Origin of the sequence: Fusibacter tunisiensis (genome assembly GCF_016908355.1) — a bacterium.
In the GTDB taxonomy this organism is placed as follows: Bacteria; Bacillota; Clostridia; order Peptostreptococcales; family Acidaminobacteraceae; genus Fusibacter_D; species Fusibacter_D tunisiensis.
Genome location: NZ_JAFBDT010000001.1, coordinates 142,175 through 160,116 on the forward strand (window position 1 = coordinate 142,175; position 17,942 = coordinate 160,116).

A 17,942-nucleotide genomic window follows, 5' to 3' on the forward strand; every position below is an offset into this window, starting at 1 on the left:
GTTATGAAGACAGTTTATATAGAAACATTGGGCTGCTCTAAAAATTTAGTTGATTCAGAGCAGATGCTAGGCCTATTGGATGATACATTTGAACTTAGTGAGACAATTGAAGATGCTACAATTGTAATTGTCAATACATGTTCTTTTATTCATGATGCCAGAGAGGAATCTATAAAAGCAATTTTAGACATTGCAAGCCTTAAAACTTTAGGTAAATTAAAATATTTAATTGTGACCGGATGCTTGTCTCAAAGATACCCAGAAGCTTTAATTGATGAAATTCCAGAAGTTGATGCAGTTGTGGGAACTGGTAATTTCTTTAAGATTTCTGAAGTGATTGATCAATTGATAAAGGGCACAAGTCAAAAAATATTTTTAGAATCTGTGGATTTAATGATTCCAGAAGATTTACCGCGTGTCCTTACAACACCTGGACATTATGCCTATCTGAAGATTGCGGAAGGGTGTGATAATTTTTGTACGTATTGTATCATTCCAAAATTAAGGGGAAAATTTCGGTCAAGAACCATTGAGGATGTCGTGGAAGAAGCGCGTGATCTAGCGTCAATGGGCATAAAGGAACTGATTCTCATTGCACAAGACACTTCGCGATATGGGATAGATCTTTATGATAGACCTAGTCTTGATAAATTATTAGATGCTCTTAATTCGATTGAAGGAATTCAATGGATTAGAGTTCATTACGCTTACCCGGACATTTTGGACGATGCACTATTAGATGGATTTTTTAGAAATGATAAAGTGATTTCTTATTTTGATATCCCGATTCAGCATGCAAGCAATCGCATTTTGAAACTTATGAATCGGGCAACTTCAAAAGAAGATATTGAGACATTAATAGAAAAAATTAGAAAACGTGATCCGAAAGCGGTTATAAGAACAACTGTTATTGTAGGATTTCCAGGTGAAACAGAATCTGATTTTGAAGAATTGGTATCTTTTGCAAAAAAAATGAAATTTGATCGGTTGGGTGCGTTTACCTATTCGAATGAAGAAGATACAGCTGCCTATAATCTGCCGAATCATGTGCCTCAAGAAATAATGGATGAAAGACGTGATATACTTATGTCTATGCAGATGGTTATTTCGGAAGAGGTCTTATATAAACGTCTAGGTGATGTGGTTGAGGCAGTTGTTGAAGAAGTTGCAGAACCTTCAAAAATATACGTTGCCAGGAGTCAGTTTGATTCACCAGATGTAGATGGTGTTGTTTACATTCATACAGATCGTGATTTAGAAATTGGGGATTTTGTTTCTGTGAAAATTACTGACGCTATGGAATATGACTTAATTGGAGGACTTGTAGAATGAAAATGAATGTCGCAAATCAATTAACGATTCTTAGAATTTTAATGATTCCATTTTTTATATTCTTTCTATTGACCGGGCAATCGATTCTTGCTTTGATTTTTTTTGCCACGGCTTCGTTTACAGATTTTTTAGACGGCTATTTGGCAAGGAAGTATCATTTGGTGACGAACTTCGGGAAATTTATGGATCCCTTAGCAGATAAGTTGCTTGTTACATCTGCATTAATCGGATTTGTAGAACTTGGTGAACTAAAGGCCTGGGTTGTGATTATTATCCTGTCTCGTGAGTTTATTGTGAGTATTTTTAGAGCAATCGCAGCAGCAGATGGCATTGTTATTGCTGCGAGTTGGTGGGGAAAAGCTAAAACCATTTCTCAAATGATTATGATTATTGTTTTATTAATGGGTAATTATCCTTTCAGCCTGTTAAATTTTCCAATGGATCAAATTTTGATTTATTTGGCCACCGTGTTAACCGTTATATCAGGTTATGATTATATTGTTAAAAACAAGCAAGTGTTGAAAGAATAATCTTAGGTTGACATAATTTAATTATGTCAACCTATTTTGATGGAGGCAATATGAAAGCTGGAATATTAGCAATTGGGACTGAATTGTTGATGGGCAAAACTGTAAATACCAATGCAACCTATCTGAGTCAGGAACTTCATAAATTAGGGATCAGTGTGTATTATCATTATACTGTAGGGGATAATCCTGAAAGAATTGCGAAACACTTTAAACAACTTATGGAGATGTGTGATCTTGTTTTTACAACAGGTGGTTTAGGACCAACTTTAGATGATATCACCAAAGAGATAATAGCAGATGTATTGGGCCTTGATATGGTTTTGGATCCTCATAGTTTAGAGCGCATTAAAACAAGATTTAAAATGTTTAATAGAGAAATGCCTGAATCTAACACGCGCCAAGCGTATTTTCCTGAAGGCGCTATTATTTTAGATAACGAGCAAGGAACGGCACCTGCTTGTATAATTGAGGCAAAAGAGTATAATACAGGGATTTTGGTCATGCCTGGGCCACCTAAAGAATTAAAACATATATTTGAATCTCACATAGCTGCATACTTAAAAAACAAGGCATTGAACAGTATGACGTCTAAATATTTAAGTATTTATGATTTAGGAGAATCCGCTGTTGAAGATCAATTAATGGACTTGATTCAAGGTCAATCAAATCCTACTTTGGCAACATATGCAGGCGATGGAAAGGTTTTATTAAGAATTACATCTTCAGGTTTAGGAGACCATTCAGATAAGCATGCAGTTGAGAGGCTCTGCGAACAGATCAAGAGTCGTATCGGCGATTACATTGTATCTGAAAATGGAGAGGACCTAGAAGTGGTTGTAATGAATCAATTGTTGGCCAGAGGCATTAAAATTGCATTTGCTGAATCGTGTACAGGTGGTTTGTTGAGTTATACCTTTATTAGACATCCTGGCGCTTCAGATGTCGTTGCGACGTCTTTGGTTACTTATAGCAATTTATCGAAATCAACTTATTTGGGTGTAAAAACAGATACACTTACAAATTATGGGGCAGTAAGCCATCAAACTTGCTACGAAATGGTCAAAGGAGTTGCAGAGAGTTCTGGTGCTGAAATTGCAATTAGCACAACTGGAATTGCAGGCCCAGGCGGTGGTTCGAGTGAAAAACCAGTTGGCCTGGTTTATATTGGAATATATTATAATGGTGAAATCATGACGGTTGAAAACAAATTTACTGGGGATCGTGAGAGCATACAAAGAAGAACGGTAAATAAAGCCTTAAAGCTTGCTTATGACTTAATGAATTGACAAATAATGGAAATTACGATAAACTTAATTTAATGGTTGCAGTTTATGTGTGGTATGTTATAATCAAATAGAACAAGTGTTCTAAAATAAAAGGTGGGTGTATGTATGAGTGAAAGACAAAAAGCGCTTGATAACGTATTGGGACAAATAGAAAAACAGTTTGGTAAAGGGTCTATAATGAAATTGGGAGATGAATCTGCAAAAATAAATGTAGAGAGTATCCCTACAGGATCCATTGACTTAGATATTGCATTGGGTATAGGTGGTATTCCAAAAGGGAGAATCGTTGAAATTTATGGACCAGAATCTTCAGGAAAGACAACTGTCACACTGCATATGATTGCTGAAGCTCAAAAACGTGGTGGTGTTGCAGCATTTATAGATGCAGAACATGCTCTAGATCCTGCCTATGCAAAAAATATTGGTGTTAATATTGACGAGTTGATTGTTTCTCAACCTGACACTGGTGAACAAGCACTTGAAATTGTAGATGCACTGGTTAGAAGTGGTGCTATAGATATAGTGGTAATAGATTCAGTTGCAGCCTTAACGCCAAAAGCAGAAATAACGGGAGAAATGGGCGATTCTCATATGGGCTTACAAGCACGGTTGATGTCTCAAGCCCTTAGAAAGTTAACCGCTATAATTAACAAATCACATTGTACGGTTGTTTTCATTAATCAATTGCGTATGAAAATTGGCGTCATGTTTGGAAATCCTGAAACAACAACTGGTGGAAATGCACTTAAATTCTATGCGTCAATTCGATTGGATGTCAGACGAATTGACTCAATTAAAAAAGATTCTGAAATAATAGGCAATAGGACGCGTGTTAAAGTAGTAAAAAACAAGGTAGCACCTCCCTTTAAACAAGCAGAATTTGATATTATGTACGGCGTTGGAATTTCAAAGGAAGGCAGCATTCTCGATGTCGCTGCAGGTGCAGATATTATCCAAAAATCAGGTTCATGGTACAGCTATGACGGCAATAAAGTAGGTCAAGGCCGTGAAAATGTCAAAGAATATTTAATTCAAAATCCAGAAATCTGTGATGAAATTGAACAAAAAGTTAGGGCATTTTACAACTTAGCAGCCGACGTTGACAAGACAGCTGCAAAAGCAGACTCAGAATAAGAGTTTGTCTATGTTTGAGATGGTTCACTGCTCTTGACAGTTTGCATAAAAGCATATAAAATTAAATGGATAGGTATATATTTTAATACCATTAAAATTTAGTTAAGACCAGTTCACTGGTCTTAACATTTATGCAAGGGGGTGAACGACATAAACGTACCAGTATATTTAGTAGTTATTATTGGCGGTGTATTGGCTTTCATTGGTGTTGGAATTGGTTACATGCTGAGAAAGAGTACAGCTGAAAAATTGATTTTAAGTGCTGAATTTAAGGCCAAAGAAATTTTAGCTGAAGCAGCTAAAAACGCGGAGTCATTAAAAAAAGAAAAAGTTTTGGAAGCGAAAGATGAAGCACATCAAATTCGTAAAGAAATTGATCGTGAGACTAAAGATCGACGTGCTGAGATGCAAAAACTTGAACGTAGAAATCTTCAAAAGGAAGAAGCACTGGATCGAAAATCAGCCAACTTGGAAGTCAAAGAAGAAAAGATGGCAGCCAAGCTAAGAAGCATAGAGAACAAAGAGTCCGAAGTTGATGCTCTATATGAAAAACAAATTAGTGAGTTGGAACGTATTTCAGAGTTAACAATTGAAGAAGCGAAGTCTCAATTGCTTGCAGACATTGAAAAAGAGGTAAAACATGATGCGGTTCTTTTAATGAAAGACATTGAAGGAAAAGCAAAAGAGGAAGCAACAAAGAAAGCAAAAGATGTGTTGGCACATGCAATTCAAAAGTGTGCGGCAGATTATGTTGCAGAAACAACTGTTTCCTTGGTTAATCTTCCAAACGATGAAATGAAGGGGCGAATTATTGGTAGAGAAGGTCGTAATATTAGAGCGCTTGAAACTTTAACGGGCGTAGACTTGATTATTGATGATACACCAGAAGCTGTTATTTTATCTTCATTTGATCCAATTAGAAGAGAAATTGCACGTGTTGCACTTGAAAAACTGATTATTGATGGTAGAATTCATCCAGCTCGAATTGAAGAGATGGTAGAGAAATCTAAAAAAGAAATTGATCAGTTAATTAAGACAGAAGGTGAAAATGCAACTTTTGAAGTTGGTATTCACAACCTTCACCCAGAATTGATTAAACTTGTTGGTCGTTTAAAGTACCGTACAAGTTATGGTCAAAACGTTTTGAAGCATTCTATTGAAGTTGCGCATTTAGCTGGACTTATGGCAGCTGAAATTGGCGCAGATGTGAAAATTGCAAAACGCGCAGGTTTATTGCATGATATTGGTAAAGCTGTAGATCATGATTTAGAAGGAACACATATTGAACTTGGTATGCAGATTCTTAAAAAGTATCGGGAATCAAAAGCTGTAATTCACGCAATGAGTACACATCACGGTGACTATGAACCAGAAACAGTTGAAGCAGTTCTTGTAACTGCGGCAGATGCACTTTCTGCTGCAAGACCAGGCGCAAGACGTGAAACGCTAGACACATATATTAAGCGTCTTGAATCTTTGGAAGGTATTGCTAACAGCTATGATGGTGTTGATAAGTCATTTGCAATTCAAGCGGGACGAGAAGTACGAGTTGTTGTTATTCCAGAAAAGATAAACGACGATGATATGTTTATGCTTGCTCGAGAAATTAGCAAGAAGATTGAAGCAGATTTAGATTATCCAGGACAAATTAAAGTACATGTTATTCGAGAGTCAAGGGTAACTGATTTTGCTAAGTAGTTGACTATAGAGCTATTAAGAAAATAAGAAGAATTCATTTTGAATTCTTCTTTTTAATTAGAATAAAATAAATTTTACAGATGTTTAACAATTCGCACTAGGGGTATATTTCATAGTGTAATGGTTTAAAATGCACTAAGGAGGATTCTAATTATGGAAGTACTAAAAGTGGCAACCAAATCTAATCCAAATTCTGTTGCAGGGGCTTTAGTTGGCATCATACGCGAGTCAGGAATTTTAGAAATACAGGCAGTTGGTGCTGGGGCATTAAACCAATCTATAAAAGCCATTGCAATTGCACGAGGGTACGTGGCACCAAGTGGTATTGATTTAGTTTTTATTCCTGCCTTTACTGAAGTTGAAATTAATGGCGAAGTACGAACTGCAATCAAACTCATTGTTCAAAGAAGTCAATTAAAATAGGAGGCGTAAAAATGGAAGTTTTAAAAGTTTCATCAAAATCTAACCCAAATTCTGTCGCAGGGGCTTTAGCTGGTGTGATTAGGGAACACGGAAGTGCTGAAATTCAGGCTGTAGGTGCAGGCGCAATTAATCAATCTGTTAAAGCCATTGCAATTGCTAGAGGATTCGTTTCACCCTCAGGTATAGATTTGGTTTGCATACCGGCTTTCTCTGACATATTGATTGATGGTGAAGAGCGAACTGCAATTAAATTAATTGTACAACCAAGATAGTTTGCCTACAAATATAAGAGCCTAAGGGCTCTTTTTTAATTGTTATTTTTATAAAAATAGATTATAATGATACAGAAGGTGTATAATAAATCGAATAATGTTAAAAATGTTCGGAAATAGGAGGCAAAATACAATGGAACAGTACTTAAATCCCTTAATTGAAAGATATTCTAGTGAAAAGATGCTAAAAATATTTTCGCCATATAACAAATTTTCTAATTGGCGAAAACTATGGATTGCACTTGCGGAGTCAGAAAAGGCATTGGGCCTTAACATAAGTGATTTACAAATTGATGAGATGAAACAGCATATATATGATATTGATTTTATAAAGGCTGCAAGTTACGAAAAAAAATTTAGACATGATGTTATGGCCCATGTGCATACTTTTGGAGATCAATGTCCGAATGCCAAGCCAATAATACATCTAGGCGCAACAAGTGCTTATGTTGGTGACAATACAGATTTAATTGTTATGCGTGAAGCCTTGATGCTTACACAAAAAAAACTTGCAATTTTAATAGATAAATTGGCTGCTTTTGCAAATGAAACCAAGCATATACCAACACTTGGTTATACGCATTTCCAGCCAGCTCAGTTAACCACTGTTGGAAAACGTGCGAGTTTGTGGCTTTTGGATCTGGTGATGGATTATGAAGATGTGTCTGTATTAATTGATCAAATAAAAATGAGGGGCGTGAAAGGAACAACTGGAACTCAGGCTTCGTTTTTAAGTCTATTTGATGGCAACCATGAAAAAGTAATTGCTTTAGATCGTATGGTAGCCAATAAAATGGGATTTAAGGAATCTCTAGCTGTTACTGGACAGACATATACACGTAAATATGATGCTAAAGTTGCCAATGTACTAAATGGTGTAGCTCTGTCTCTGCATAAGATGACAAATGATATTCGTATGCTTCAATCATTAAAAGAGGTTGAAGAACCTTTTGAAAAAAATCAAATAGGGTCTTCTGCAATGGCTTATAAACGTAACCCTATGCGAAGTGAGCGGGTTGCATCACTATGCAAATATGTGATGTCTTTGTCTACAAGTCCTCAATATGTTGCAGCTACTCAATGGTTTGAACGCACTCTGGATGACAGTGCAAATAAACGTTTGTCAATTTCTGAAGCATTCTTAGCAATAGATGCTTGTCTGGATATAAGCAATAATATTGCAACTGGTCTTGTGGTGTATGAAAAAGTGATTGAAAAACACGTTTATGCTGAATTGCCTTTTATGATGACAGAAAATATAATCATGGAAGCTGTAAAAAAGGGTGGTGACAGACAAGAATTGCACGAATCTATTCGTGTTCATTCTATGGAAGCTGGGAAAAAGGTAAAATTAGAAGGGCTTGAAAATGATTTAATAGATCGAATTGTAAATGACCCTATATTCCATCTGTCTTTAGATGATGTAAAAGCATTAATGAATCCCAAAGACTATATTGGACGTAGTATTGAACAAGTTAATGAATTCCTTGAATCACAGGTAGAACCCATTCGAGCAAATCACAGGGAATCACTTGGTGAAATGGTAGATTTGAAAGTATAAAGCATTAATTTAAACCGAAAGTGAATGTATACGCTTTCGGTTTTTATTTTGCTAAAAAGGGTAGTAAGGAAATAGTAAGAAAAAGGAGGATATCATGAAAATACTGAGTAAACAAGCGCAAGAAAAAGCAGAAACATATATTGTCAATAATGGACGTTATATTGAAAAATTATTGCTAGAACATTGGTTTTATGAACCTTGTCCTTCTAAAATCAGTAAAGCCTTAGAGATGTATCAAAACAAAGATGGCGGGTATGGTAATGGTTTGGAGCCTGATTTTCGAATGCCGTTTTCTTCTGCTGTGGCAACAGCCATTGCACTTGGTATTCTTAAAGATATAAACGCACTTAATAAAAAAAATCCACAAGTGGAAAAAGCGATCGCATATTTGTGTGACACATATAATGATGCTTACAAAGGGTGGATACCTGTACCACAACATGTTAATTTATACCCACATGCTCCGTGGTGGCATCAAGAGAAAGTAGAAGGGGAGGTAGATGGCAATCCCTCTGCTGAGCTGGCAGGCTATTTATATGTTCTCAAAGAGGATGTAACAAAATTGGATATCAACCAGATTGTTACATATTATTTAGACCGATTGAAAAAAATAAAGACTTTCGAAGAACACGAATTAATTTGTTACACAAAAATGTATGATGTCTTACCAAATAACCTCAATAATCAAATGACATCATCATTAATTGAGGGCTATCATAAGTTGGTGAATACAAATGTTTCAGACTGGACGTCTTATGTGCCATATCCCTTAAAATTTATAAGCATCACTGAAAAATCAATTTTTCCAGTAACAAATGAAGATTTAAATACGAATTTAGACTATATTGTTGAGCATATGGAGGAAGCGGGTGTACTTTCGCCAACTTGGAAATGGAATCAGTATACAGATGAGTGGCAAATTGCTGAAAGAGAGTGGAAGGGGAAATTAACGCTAGATCACTTATTAATTCTCAAACGCTTCAATCGGCTTGAGTAAGAATCACTTTACAAACTATAGAATTGTGGTATACTTTATAAGGCAATAAAAGTGTTTCCTTGGCACCCACTTTAAAAATCAAGGGATTGTTTGTATTTCAATCCTCTTGTTACAAGGGGATTTTTTGTTGCAATAAATGACAGTTCGAAACCATCCTGTCATAAAACAAAACTAGGAGGTTAATAAATGAATCGAAATGTAACGTATCTCGTAAAAGCAGGGGTAATTGGAGCACTTTATGTTGTTTTGGTTGCAGTATTTAGTTTTTCAAGCTTTGGACCTATTCAATTTAGAATCGCAGAAGCATTGACAATACTCCCATACTTTACATCTGCTGCAATACCAGGCTTATTTGTAGGCTGTCTCATTGCCAATATTATTGGTGGTGCTGTTATTGGGGACATAATTTTTGGAAGTTTGGCAACGCTATTAGCGGCTTATCTGTCATATAAGCTTCGGAAATTCGAGTATTTGGTACCCGTACCGCCAGTAATTATCAATACTATCGTCGTTGGAATACTGTTGAAGGTAGCTTATGGGTTTCCAGAGGGTCTTTTGGCATTAATGAGTGGTGTGTTTTTAGGACAGATGGTATCTGCATTTGGAATTGGTTTAATTTTAATCAAAGCTTTAAAACCTTTTTCTAAATTTATTCAAGATTAGCATTGAAAAGAATCTCTTAAATTAGAGATTCTTTTTTTTGATTTTATATGGAAATAGGTGGCAAGCATTAAAGGAAAATGATATAATAAGAATAAGTTAACTATTCCTCAAATGTATATTTAGGGAATAGTTAGATTCTGAATTTGGAGGTATTTGCAGTGAATCAAAATATATCGTCCCCTAAAAAGAAAAAAAAATTATACAATAAATCAGATATTCCAGATCATATCATTCAAAAACAAAATGATATGTTGACTAAATGCCAAGAAATTGAATCTGTATTACCAAATTTTCTATATGACTATTTTTTATATTTAAAGAATTCGGTTGCTATAAGTTCCAGGTTGGCGTATTTAAATGACCTACTTTTCTTTTGCAATTATCTTGTTGATCAGACAACACAAATACAATCAAAAAATCCATTCCATATATCGGAAAATGAATTTTGTAACTTGACTGCACGTGATATCAATTATTTTTTAGATTACTGTAGCCATTATATTATGGAAACTGAAACAACACAATATGTTGTTGAAAATCACACAAGAGCCCTTGCTCGTAAACGTTCTTCATTGAGCGTCCTCTTTAAATACTTGTATCGAAATGGACAAATGAAAATTAACATTACAGAAGGATTTAATCCAATTAAATTGCCCAAGCCACAGCCAGATGCAATCAAGCGACTAGAAATCCAAGAAGTGGCAAAAATGTTAGACGCTGTCACAGACGGCACAGGATTATCTGATAAGGAATTACAGTACTGGAAAAAAACAAAACGACGTGACAAAGCCATACTTGTTCTCTTTACAACATATGGACTTAGAGTCAGTGAAATGCAACAGTTAAATTTAAGTTCTTTTAATTATACGCGTGAAGAATTTAAAATATATAGAAAACGTGGAAAAGAAACAAATATGCCATTAAATAAATCTGCAATTACTGTGATTAAAGAATATATAGAATTAGAAAGACCAATATGTAAAGATGAAGATGATCCTTTATTTTTATCTTTGCAAGGAAAACGTATGACGGTTCGCACCATACGTGACTTGGTTAAAAAGTATACGTCTATTGCATTAGATGCACCAAGAAGTAAAGGTTATAGTCCTCATAAATTAAGAGCGACTGCTGCATCATCATTAATCCAATATGGATTTTCAATTTATGATGTTCAAAATCTCTTGGATCATGAAAATGTCACAACAACTCAACTATATGCTGCACATAGAAAAAATGCAAAGCGCGATGTTGTTTCAAATTACGAACTCTTAGAAGATCTAGATGAAAAAGTGAAAAAAAATAAGATTTGATTATTTATTAGAGACTGGTATTTCCAGTGTTTGACCTACGAATATTCTAGAATCATCAAGATTATTGTACTGTTTGATGCGGTAGACAACTTCACGCAGATCTTCATTATAATAGTTATATTCTGATGCAATTTCCCAAAGCGTATCCCCACGATTAACAGTGAGTTCAATTGAATCAATTGTAGATTTGGCTTCAGAAATAATGGAATTTGTAAATAATGAAATGAGACCACTTAAAATAATGAGCGTTAATAGAGATGCAATGATAAAACGTGTTTGGTTGACAACTATTAATTTTTTTCGACGATTTGTTTTTTTATTACCTTTCATAACACCCTCCTACTCCAAACGTTTGTTCTATATTTTCATTATATACGAACGGGTGTTCTTTGTAAAGCAAAAACAGAACTTATGTTTGATTTTTTTTGTCAAATATGCTATACTTCTATTAAAATAAGGGTCAAAGGGGCGTTCATATGGCTGAAAAAATATCAAAAAAACAACAAATGATTCTCGATTACCTTAAAGATGAGGTTTCAAAAAAAGGTTATCCCCCATCAGTTAGAGAGGTTTGTACAGCGGTAGGTCTTAAATCGACTTCAACTGTTCATGCGCATTTAACGAAGCTTGAAACATTAGGCTATATTCGTAGAGATCCTACTAAACCAAGGGCAATAGAAATTCTAGGTCTGGAACCAGCGCCAGTTTCCAATGTGATAAATATGGCACGGGATACTCAATTTGTTCCTATTATTGGTGAAATTACAGCTGGAGAACCAATTTTAGCTGTGGAATCATTTGATGAAACGTTTCCACTCCCTTCTGACTATATAGATGACGGCGACTATTTTATGCTTAAAATTAAGGGTGAAAGTATGGTTGAAGCCGGTATATTTGATCGGGATTTGGTTTTGGTAAGACAACAGAATCAAGCCAATAGTGGCGATATTGTAGTTGCATTGATTGATGAAAGTGCAACGGTAAAAACATTTTACAAAGAAGAAAATCGAATTCGTTTACAACCAGAAAATACATCTATGTCCCCTATTTATCTTGATGATGTCCAAATCTTAGGGAAAGTTAAAGGTGTTTTTCGAAAAATGTAAATTAAGTCAGTTTTAAGAAACTTTCATTTCTAGTGTTGGTGAAAGTTTCTTTTTTTGTGATTAAATTTTGGGGCATTTGGTATGGATAACTTATATAGACAAAAAGGAGTGATGTGATTGAATTATGTGGATTCTGTATATGAAATGATAAAAGAAAAAAATTCAGCAGAACCAGAATTTTTACAGGCTGTTTATGAGGTTTTTCAATCTTTGAAACCTGTATTTGAAAAAAATCCTGAGTTTGAAAAGAAGTATTTATTAGAACGTCTTGTAGAACCAGAACGGCAAATTGTCTTTAGAGTTCCTTGGGTTGATGATACTGGTAAAGTACATGTAAACAGAGGCTTTAGAATTCAATTTAATGGGTCATTAGGCCCTTATAAGGGTGGATTAAGATTTCATCCCAGTGTTTATATAGGCATTGTAAAATTTCTAGGATTTGAGCAAATTTTTAAAAATGCTTTGACAGGACTCCCAATTGGTGGTGGAAAAGGTGGTTCAGATTTTGATCCCAGAGGCAAAAGTGATTCTGAAATTATGAGATTTTGCCAAAGTTTTATGACTGAGTTGTATCGCCATATTGGTCCAGATGTTGATGTGCCTGCTGGTGATATAGGCGTTGGTGGTCGTGAAATTGGCTATTTATTTGGCCAATACCGCAGACTGAATGGCGGCTTTAACAATGGTGTGCTCACTGGAAAAGGACTCACATATGGAGGGTCACTCGTACGAACTGAAGCAACAGGCTATGGACTTGTTTATTTTCTTAGAGAAATACTTTATCACCATAAAATGACCTTCATAGATAAAACTGCAGTTATATCGGGCTCAGGAAACGTCGCCTATTATGCAGCGGAAAAGCTCATTTCTTTTGGCGTTAAAGTTTTGGCGATGTCTGACTCGGAAGGCTGCATATACGATTCTGAAGGAATTGATTTAGCCTATATCAAAGAGATTAAGCATATAAAGCGGGAATCAATTGAAGGCTATACCCGTTATAACCCCAATGCCAAATATATGAAAGGCAAAGGCTGTGTTTGGTCAATACCATGTGACTTTGCTTTGCCATGTGCCACACAAAACGACATCCACTTAGAACATGCTAAGATGCTTGTTGATAATGGACTAGTAGCTTTGGTTGAGGGTGCTAATATGCCAACAACAAATGAAGCAATTGATTATTTAAAATTACATGGGATACTCATAGCCCCTGCAAAAGCAGCAAACGCAGGTGGTGTTGCAACTTCAGCACTTGAAATGTCACAAAATACAATTCGGTATGTTTGGACCTTTGAAGAGGTCGACATAAAATTGCAAGAAATCATGAAAAAAATTCATAGATCGGCTTACGAAGCTTCAAATCAATATGGACTTGGATATGATTTGGTTGCAGGTGCAAACATAGCTGGCTTTTTAAAAGTGGCTGATGCTATGATGGCACAAGGTAATTTTTAAGCTTAAAAAATGCGCCAATGGAATGTAATTTCATTGGCGCATTTTTGTTTTAAATTTGAGCAACGCCTGAATCAATTGCGGCTTGGTAAACAGCCTTCGAGACTGCGCGCGCGATTGAATGGTCTAGAGCAGAGGGAATAATATAGTCATCTCGCAAATCATTTTTCCCAACTAAACCTGCTATGGCATGTACCGCTGCAATTTTCATAGGGCCATTGATATCAGATGCTCTGGCATCAAGTGCGCCTCTAAAAACACCAGGAAAAGCTAGAACATTATTGATTTGATTCGGGAAATCAGACCGACCCGTTCCAACAATTCTCGCACCTGCTTTAAGCGCTTTATCTGGCATAATTTCAGGATCAGGATTGGCCATGGCAAAACAGATTGCATCATTGGCCATACTGGAAATCATGTCGCTTGAAACAACATCTTTAGAAGAGACACCAATAAAAACATCCGCACCTTTCATAGCATGAGCCAAAGTTCCTTTTAAGCGTTTTACATTTGTGAGTTGGGCAATTTCATCTTTTACCCAGTTGTTTTGAGGTACATCTCTTGATATAATTCCCCTTCGATCACAGGCAGTAATCTCTTTAGCACCGAGTTCAATAAGCATTCTAACAATTGCATTTCCAGCTGAACCCGCACCATTTACAACAATATGAACCGTATCTATGGTTTTGTTAACAAGTTTTAAAGCGTTAATAAGGGCTGCAGAAACGACTATTGCTGTGCCGTGCTGATCGTCATGAAACACAGGAATATCTAAGCGTTCTTTCAATTTTCGTTCAATTTCAACACATCTAGGTGAAGCAATATCTTCCAGGTTGATGCCACCAAACACCGGCGATATCTGTTCTATGGTATCAACTATTTGATCGATATCCTGTGATTTTAAGCAAATCGGGAATGCATCTACGTTGGCAAAAGCTTTAAATAGAATTGATTTGCCTTCCATAACCGGAATCGCTGCTTCTGGCCCAATATTTCCAAGCCCAAGTACGGCCGATCCGTCTGATACAACAGCTACCAAATTGCCTTTTGCAGTATAAGTGTAAACAGCATCTTTATTCGAATGGATCGCACGACATGGTTCTGCAACGCCAGGGGTATAGGCGGTGGACAAATCGTTTGAATTTTCTAAAGGAACTTTACTGGTTATTTCAATTTTTCCTTTGTGGGTCTTGTGCAGTTCTAGTGCTTTTTCATTATAATTCATCTGTGTCCCCTTCCCTATTTTTTAACTTTATGACAGCATCTAATGCTTTCATAACACCAAATTTTGAATGTGCGTACGTTAAGCCCCCTTGAAAATAGGCAATAAAAGGTGGCCTAATTGGTGCGTCGGCGCTTAATTCAATAGAAGAGCCTTGAACAAATGCTCCGGCAGCCATAATGACATCACTTGTATATCCAGGCATTGCCCAAGGTTCTGGAGAAACAAAACTGTCAATAGGTGATGCCGATTGAATGCCCTTACAAAATGCAATTACCTTTTCAGGCGACTCTAATTTAATAGATTGTATGATGTCTGACCTTTGGTCTCTTGGGCTTGGATTAACCGCGTAACCTTCTGATTCAAACACTTTTGCGCAGAGAATCGCCCCTTTTAAAGCGCCAGATACAACTTGTGGTGCCATGAAAAAGCCTTGAAGAATCGTCCTGGTTTGTCCAAATGTCAAGCCGCATTCCTTTCCAATTCCTGGAGAAGTCATACGTTCTGCAACTGCCTCTATCAAGTCTTGTTTACCAACAATATAACCGCCGCTTAGTGCCAAGCCACCGCCTGGATTTTTTATGAGACTACCAGCCATAATATCAGCGCCAACATCTGTAGGCTCTAAAGGTTCAAGAAATTCACCATAACAATTGTCAACCATAACAATTACATTTGGATGTCTTTCTTTTGAAAACGCAATTACTTTAGAGATTTCATCAATGCTAAGCCCACTTCGCCATGAATAGCCAGCTGAACGCTGAATATAAATGACACGTGGATACGATTTAAGCGCCTCTTCAATTGCGCTATAATTGAATGCACCTGTTGAAGTGAGATTGATTTCATTATAGTGAACACCAATATCTATGAGACTTAAGCCTTTTGAAGGCACAAGGCCTATAACTTGTTCCAGTGTGTCATAAGGTCTTCCAGTTATGCTTAAAAGTGTATCCCCTGGTCTTAAAACACCCGATAGCATTAAGGTTAAAGCATGCGTTCCAGAAACTATAATTGGGCGTACAATGGCATCTTCGGTATTGAAGACGGTTTTATAAACATTTTCTACCCCATCTCTACCCAAATCATCATAACCATAACCTGTATTCCACTGGAAATGAATATCAGAAATGCGATTTTGTTGAAAGGCACTAAGTACTTTAAGTTGATTGAATTCATAGATGGCGTCAATTGCTTTAAATTGATCTGAAATTTCAGATTCTGCTGTTTTTATTTTTTCTATTGCTGCATTCGAGACGCCCAATTTCGCGTAATACGTATTTAAATCAGACATTGGACCTCCTATTTGAGTAGTTTTATTGCCTGTATCAATTTTGGGATAATTTGTTTTTTTCGTGAAACACAATTGGGAATAAAAGTACCTTGTTCAATTGTTTGATTAAATGCAACGGACAAGAGTTTATCGTGTGCTGATGAAAACATAACATAAGAGCCTTCCTTAATAATATCGGTGACCAGCATTAGTGTTATATAGTAGTCACTATTTTTTTGAACCCCTTTAATATAATTAAGAAATGTGGTTTGATCATCTAGAATCTCACTAAAATTTAAAGTGAAAACTTGAGAAATTCCAATTTTATACCCTTCGATAATAAAGGACTTAAAATCGTTATGAAATATTTCTTCTACAGTTCTGCCAACCAGTGACGTTCCACTTTTAAAAAGTTCCATTGCGAATTTTGATGTTTCAATGCCTGCTAAATCCGAAAGGTATTTTACAGATTCAATATCATCGGGCGTTGTTGTTGGTGATTTTAAATAAAGTGTGTCTGAAATAATACCTGACAACATTATACCTGCCATGTTTTTGGGGATTGGAACATTTGATTCTTTATACAATTTACAAAGGATTGTATTTGTACTCCCAACTGGCATACTTCGAATGACTATTGGGAGTGCAGTCGAAATATCTCCTAGTTTATGATGGTCTATGATTTCTAGAACATCTGCTTCATTTAGGCCATCGGCAGATTGCGCGTATTCATTGTGGTCAACTAAAATCACCTTTTTCTTTGTTGGGTATAAAAAGTGCGTCCGACCTACAATTCCTAAGTACCGATTTTGCGAGTCAATTACAGGAAACTTTGAGTGTTTGGAAGACTGAACAATATCTTTACAGTTTTCCATGTATTCATCTTCTTTAAAACGAATTAACCTATCAGACATCATTATTGAACTGATGAAATTGGTTTGATTGATTAATTTACTTGTATAGTAAGTGTCAAATGGTGTAACCAGCATGTTTACTCTGGAAACAGCAGCTTTTTCAATAAGTACATCTGGAATCCGATGACCGCCAGTGACGATAATAAGTTGAACTTTACGTTGGATAGCATAGTCAATAACATCATAACGGTCGCCTGTTATAACAACTGATGTACGTCTGAGAACATCATTTTCTATAATTGTTGAATCATGAAAAGAAGTTACAATTATACTGCCATTTATACTGGAATTTGCATAACTGAGTGAAATGGCATTTAAGTCATTTCTAATGTTATCAAACGTTGTATTAATGGTATTAATATTGCCATTAATTGCGTTCATTGCAATGTCTTTCATTGTAACAATCCCAATAAGGTGATTGTGATCATCAACCACAGGTAAAGTTCTGATCTTGTTTTTATTCATGTGATTATAGGCAGTTAAGATTGAATTTTCAGGACTTACAGGTTCCACACGGTCATAGTTTAGATCTTTCATCTGAATTTTTACATTTTTCAGGTGTTTAGGTGAGGCCATGTCAAAATAAGAAAGTGCAAATTCTGTTTCTTTCGACAATTCACCTAAAACATACGGTGTCGCTTTATAACCAAGTTCTGTTTTGAGATATGCCAGTGAAATGGCTGAAGTGACACTGTCGGTATCGGGATTTTTGTGTCCGAAAATTAATAGCTCATCATTCATATTTTCACTCCAATTCAGTTTAGTCAAT

17 protein-coding genes are annotated in these 17,942 nt (G+C 35.9%); 13 read left to right on the forward strand and 4 right to left on the reverse strand.

What is annotated here, in order from left to right; translation table 11 throughout:
* Nucleotides 1–3 precede the first annotated feature (3 nt).
* The 11 genes from rimO to JOC49_RS00790 all read left to right on the forward strand — a co-directional run bounded on the left by rimO (nucleotide 4) and on the right by JOC49_RS00790 (nucleotide 11,206).
* Nucleotides 4–1,332: a 30S ribosomal protein S12 methylthiotransferase RimO gene (gene rimO / locus JOC49_RS00740; protein ID WP_204661185.1), complete on the forward strand. Its 1,329-nt coding sequence runs from the start codon at nucleotides 4–6 to the stop codon at nucleotides 1,330–1,332.
* A gap of 2 nt (nucleotides 1,333–1,334) precedes the next feature.
* Nucleotides 1,335–1,862: a CDP-diacylglycerol--glycerol-3-phosphate 3-phosphatidyltransferase gene (pgsA, locus tag JOC49_RS00745; protein ID WP_204661524.1), complete on the forward strand. Its 528-nt coding sequence runs from the start codon at nucleotides 1,335–1,337 to the stop codon at nucleotides 1,860–1,862.
* Between the two features lie 50 nt (nucleotides 1,863–1,912).
* Complete coding sequence (locus JOC49_RS00750) at nucleotides 1,913–3,148, forward strand: competence/damage-inducible protein A (protein ID WP_204661186.1); 1,236 nt, start codon at nucleotides 1,913–1,915, stop codon at nucleotides 3,146–3,148.
* Between the two features lie 105 nt (nucleotides 3,149–3,253).
* Entirely contained in the window at nucleotides 3,254–4,282 is a 1,029-nt protein-coding gene (recA, locus tag JOC49_RS00755; RefSeq protein ID WP_204661187.1) for a recombinase RecA, read from the forward strand.
* A 141-nt stretch (nucleotides 4,283–4,423) separates the two neighbouring features.
* Nucleotides 4,424–5,980: a ribonuclease Y gene (gene rny / locus JOC49_RS00760; protein WP_423875041.1), complete on the forward strand. Its 1,557-nt coding sequence runs from the start codon at nucleotides 4,424–4,426 to the stop codon at nucleotides 5,978–5,980.
* Between the two features lie 153 nt (nucleotides 5,981–6,133).
* The gene (locus JOC49_RS00765) at nucleotides 6,134–6,403 is read left to right on the forward strand and encodes a stage V sporulation protein S (RefSeq protein ID WP_204661189.1); all 270 of its coding nucleotides are present in this window, start codon (nucleotides 6,134–6,136) and stop codon (nucleotides 6,401–6,403) included.
* Nucleotides 6,404–6,414: 11 nt separating this feature from the next.
* Entirely contained in the window at nucleotides 6,415–6,675 is a 261-nt protein-coding gene (locus JOC49_RS00770; RefSeq protein ID WP_204661191.1) for a stage V sporulation protein S, read from the forward strand.
* Nucleotides 6,676–6,808: 133 nt separating this feature from the next.
* Nucleotides 6,809–8,236 carry an adenylosuccinate lyase gene (gene purB / locus JOC49_RS00775; RefSeq protein WP_204661193.1) on the forward strand — a complete coding sequence of 476 codons (1,428 nt, stop codon included), beginning with the start codon at nucleotides 6,809–6,811 and terminating at the stop codon, nucleotides 8,234–8,236.
* A 94-nt stretch (nucleotides 8,237–8,330) separates the two neighbouring features.
* Nucleotides 8,331–9,233, forward strand: a complete 903-nt coding sequence (locus JOC49_RS00780) for a hypothetical protein (protein ID WP_204661195.1) — start codon at nucleotides 8,331–8,333, stop codon at nucleotides 9,231–9,233.
* A gap of 186 nt (nucleotides 9,234–9,419) precedes the next feature.
* Entirely contained in the window at nucleotides 9,420–9,896 is a 477-nt protein-coding gene (locus JOC49_RS00785; RefSeq protein WP_204661197.1) for a QueT transporter family protein, read from the forward strand.
* Nucleotides 9,897–10,054: 158 nt separating this feature from the next.
* The gene (locus JOC49_RS00790; RefSeq protein ID WP_341534635.1) at nucleotides 10,055–11,206 is read left to right on the forward strand and encodes a tyrosine-type recombinase/integrase; all 1,152 of its coding nucleotides are present in this window, start codon (nucleotides 10,055–10,057) and stop codon (nucleotides 11,204–11,206) included.
* Here JOC49_RS00790 and yneA read toward each other — a convergent pair whose 3' ends face one another.
* The gene (yneA, locus tag JOC49_RS00795) at nucleotides 11,207–11,536 is read right to left on the reverse strand and encodes a cell division suppressor protein YneA (RefSeq protein ID WP_204661198.1); all 330 of its coding nucleotides are present in this window, start codon (nucleotides 11,534–11,536) and stop codon (nucleotides 11,207–11,209) included.
* A gap of 146 nt (nucleotides 11,537–11,682) precedes the next feature.
* On the opposite strand from yneA, the gene lexA reads away from it, so the two are divergent.
* The gene (gene lexA / locus JOC49_RS00800; RefSeq protein WP_204661200.1) at nucleotides 11,683–12,312 is read left to right on the forward strand and encodes a transcriptional repressor LexA; all 630 of its coding nucleotides are present in this window, start codon (nucleotides 11,683–11,685) and stop codon (nucleotides 12,310–12,312) included.
* 117 nt (nucleotides 12,313–12,429) lie between these two features.
* A complete protein-coding gene (gdhA, locus tag JOC49_RS00805; protein ID WP_204661203.1) occupies nucleotides 12,430–13,767 on the forward strand; it encodes an NADP-specific glutamate dehydrogenase in 1,338 nt (445 codons plus the stop codon).
* A gap of 49 nt (nucleotides 13,768–13,816) precedes the next feature.
* Here the strand turns inward: gdhA and JOC49_RS00810 are convergent, their stop codons facing one another.
* Genes JOC49_RS00810 through JOC49_RS00820 form a run of 3 tightly spaced genes read right to left on the reverse strand, consistent with a single transcriptional unit; the run spans nucleotide 13,817 to nucleotide 17,914 of the window.
* Complete coding sequence (locus JOC49_RS00810) at nucleotides 13,817–14,989, reverse strand: NAD(P)-dependent malic enzyme (protein ID WP_204661205.1); 1,173 nt, start codon at nucleotides 14,987–14,989, stop codon at nucleotides 13,817–13,819.
* Nucleotides 14,979–16,280: a methionine gamma-lyase family protein gene (locus JOC49_RS00815; RefSeq protein WP_204661207.1), complete on the reverse strand. Its 1,302-nt coding sequence runs from the start codon at nucleotides 16,278–16,280 to the stop codon at nucleotides 14,979–14,981. Before JOC49_RS00815 ends, JOC49_RS00810 begins: the two co-directional genes overlap by 11 nt.
* Nucleotides 16,281–16,288: 8 nt before the next feature.
* Complete coding sequence (locus JOC49_RS00820; protein WP_204661209.1) at nucleotides 16,289–17,914, reverse strand: putative manganese-dependent inorganic diphosphatase; 1,626 nt, start codon at nucleotides 17,912–17,914, stop codon at nucleotides 16,289–16,291.
* Between the last annotated feature and the right edge of the window lie 28 nt (nucleotides 17,915–17,942).

Bases quoted from the DNA above. Each gene is read 5' to 3' on its own strand.
- recA (WP_204661187.1), top strand. From the start codon at position 3,254: ATGAGTGAAAGACAAAAAGCGCTTGATAACGTATTGGGACAAATAGAA.
- JOC49_RS00770 (WP_204661191.1), top strand. From the start codon at position 6,415: ATGGAAGTTTTAAAAGTTTCATCAAAATCTAACCCAAATTCTGTCGCA.
- JOC49_RS00810 (WP_204661205.1), bottom strand. From the start codon at position 14,989: ATGAATTATAATGAAAAAGCACTAGAACTGCACAAGACCCACAAAGGA.
- JOC49_RS00815 (WP_204661207.1), bottom strand. From the start codon at position 16,280: ATGTCTGATTTAAATACGTATTACGCGAAATTGGGCGTCTCGAATGCA.
- JOC49_RS00780 (WP_204661195.1), top strand. From the start codon at position 8,331: ATGAAAATACTGAGTAAACAAGCGCAAGAAAAAGCAGAAACATATATT.
- lexA (WP_204661200.1), top strand. From the start codon at position 11,683: ATGGCTGAAAAAATATCAAAAAAACAACAAATGATTCTCGATTACCTT.
- JOC49_RS00750 (WP_204661186.1), top strand. From the start codon at position 1,913: ATGAAAGCTGGAATATTAGCAATTGGGACTGAATTGTTGATGGGCAAA.
- rimO (WP_204661185.1), top strand. From the start codon at position 4: ATGAAGACAGTTTATATAGAAACATTGGGCTGCTCTAAAAATTTAGTT.
- purB (WP_204661193.1), top strand. From the start codon at position 6,809: ATGGAACAGTACTTAAATCCCTTAATTGAAAGATATTCTAGTGAAAAG.
- JOC49_RS00765 (WP_204661189.1), top strand. From the start codon at position 6,134: ATGGAAGTACTAAAAGTGGCAACCAAATCTAATCCAAATTCTGTTGCA.
- pgsA (WP_204661524.1), top strand. From the start codon at position 1,335: ATGAATGTCGCAAATCAATTAACGATTCTTAGAATTTTAATGATTCCA.
- yneA (WP_204661198.1), bottom strand. From the start codon at position 11,536: ATGAAAGGTAATAAAAAAACAAATCGTCGAAAAAAATTAATAGTTGTC.
- JOC49_RS00820 (WP_204661209.1), bottom strand. From the start codon at position 17,914: ATGAATGATGAGCTATTAATTTTCGGACACAAAAATCCCGATACCGAC.
- JOC49_RS00785 (WP_204661197.1), top strand. From the start codon at position 9,420: ATGAATCGAAATGTAACGTATCTCGTAAAAGCAGGGGTAATTGGAGCA.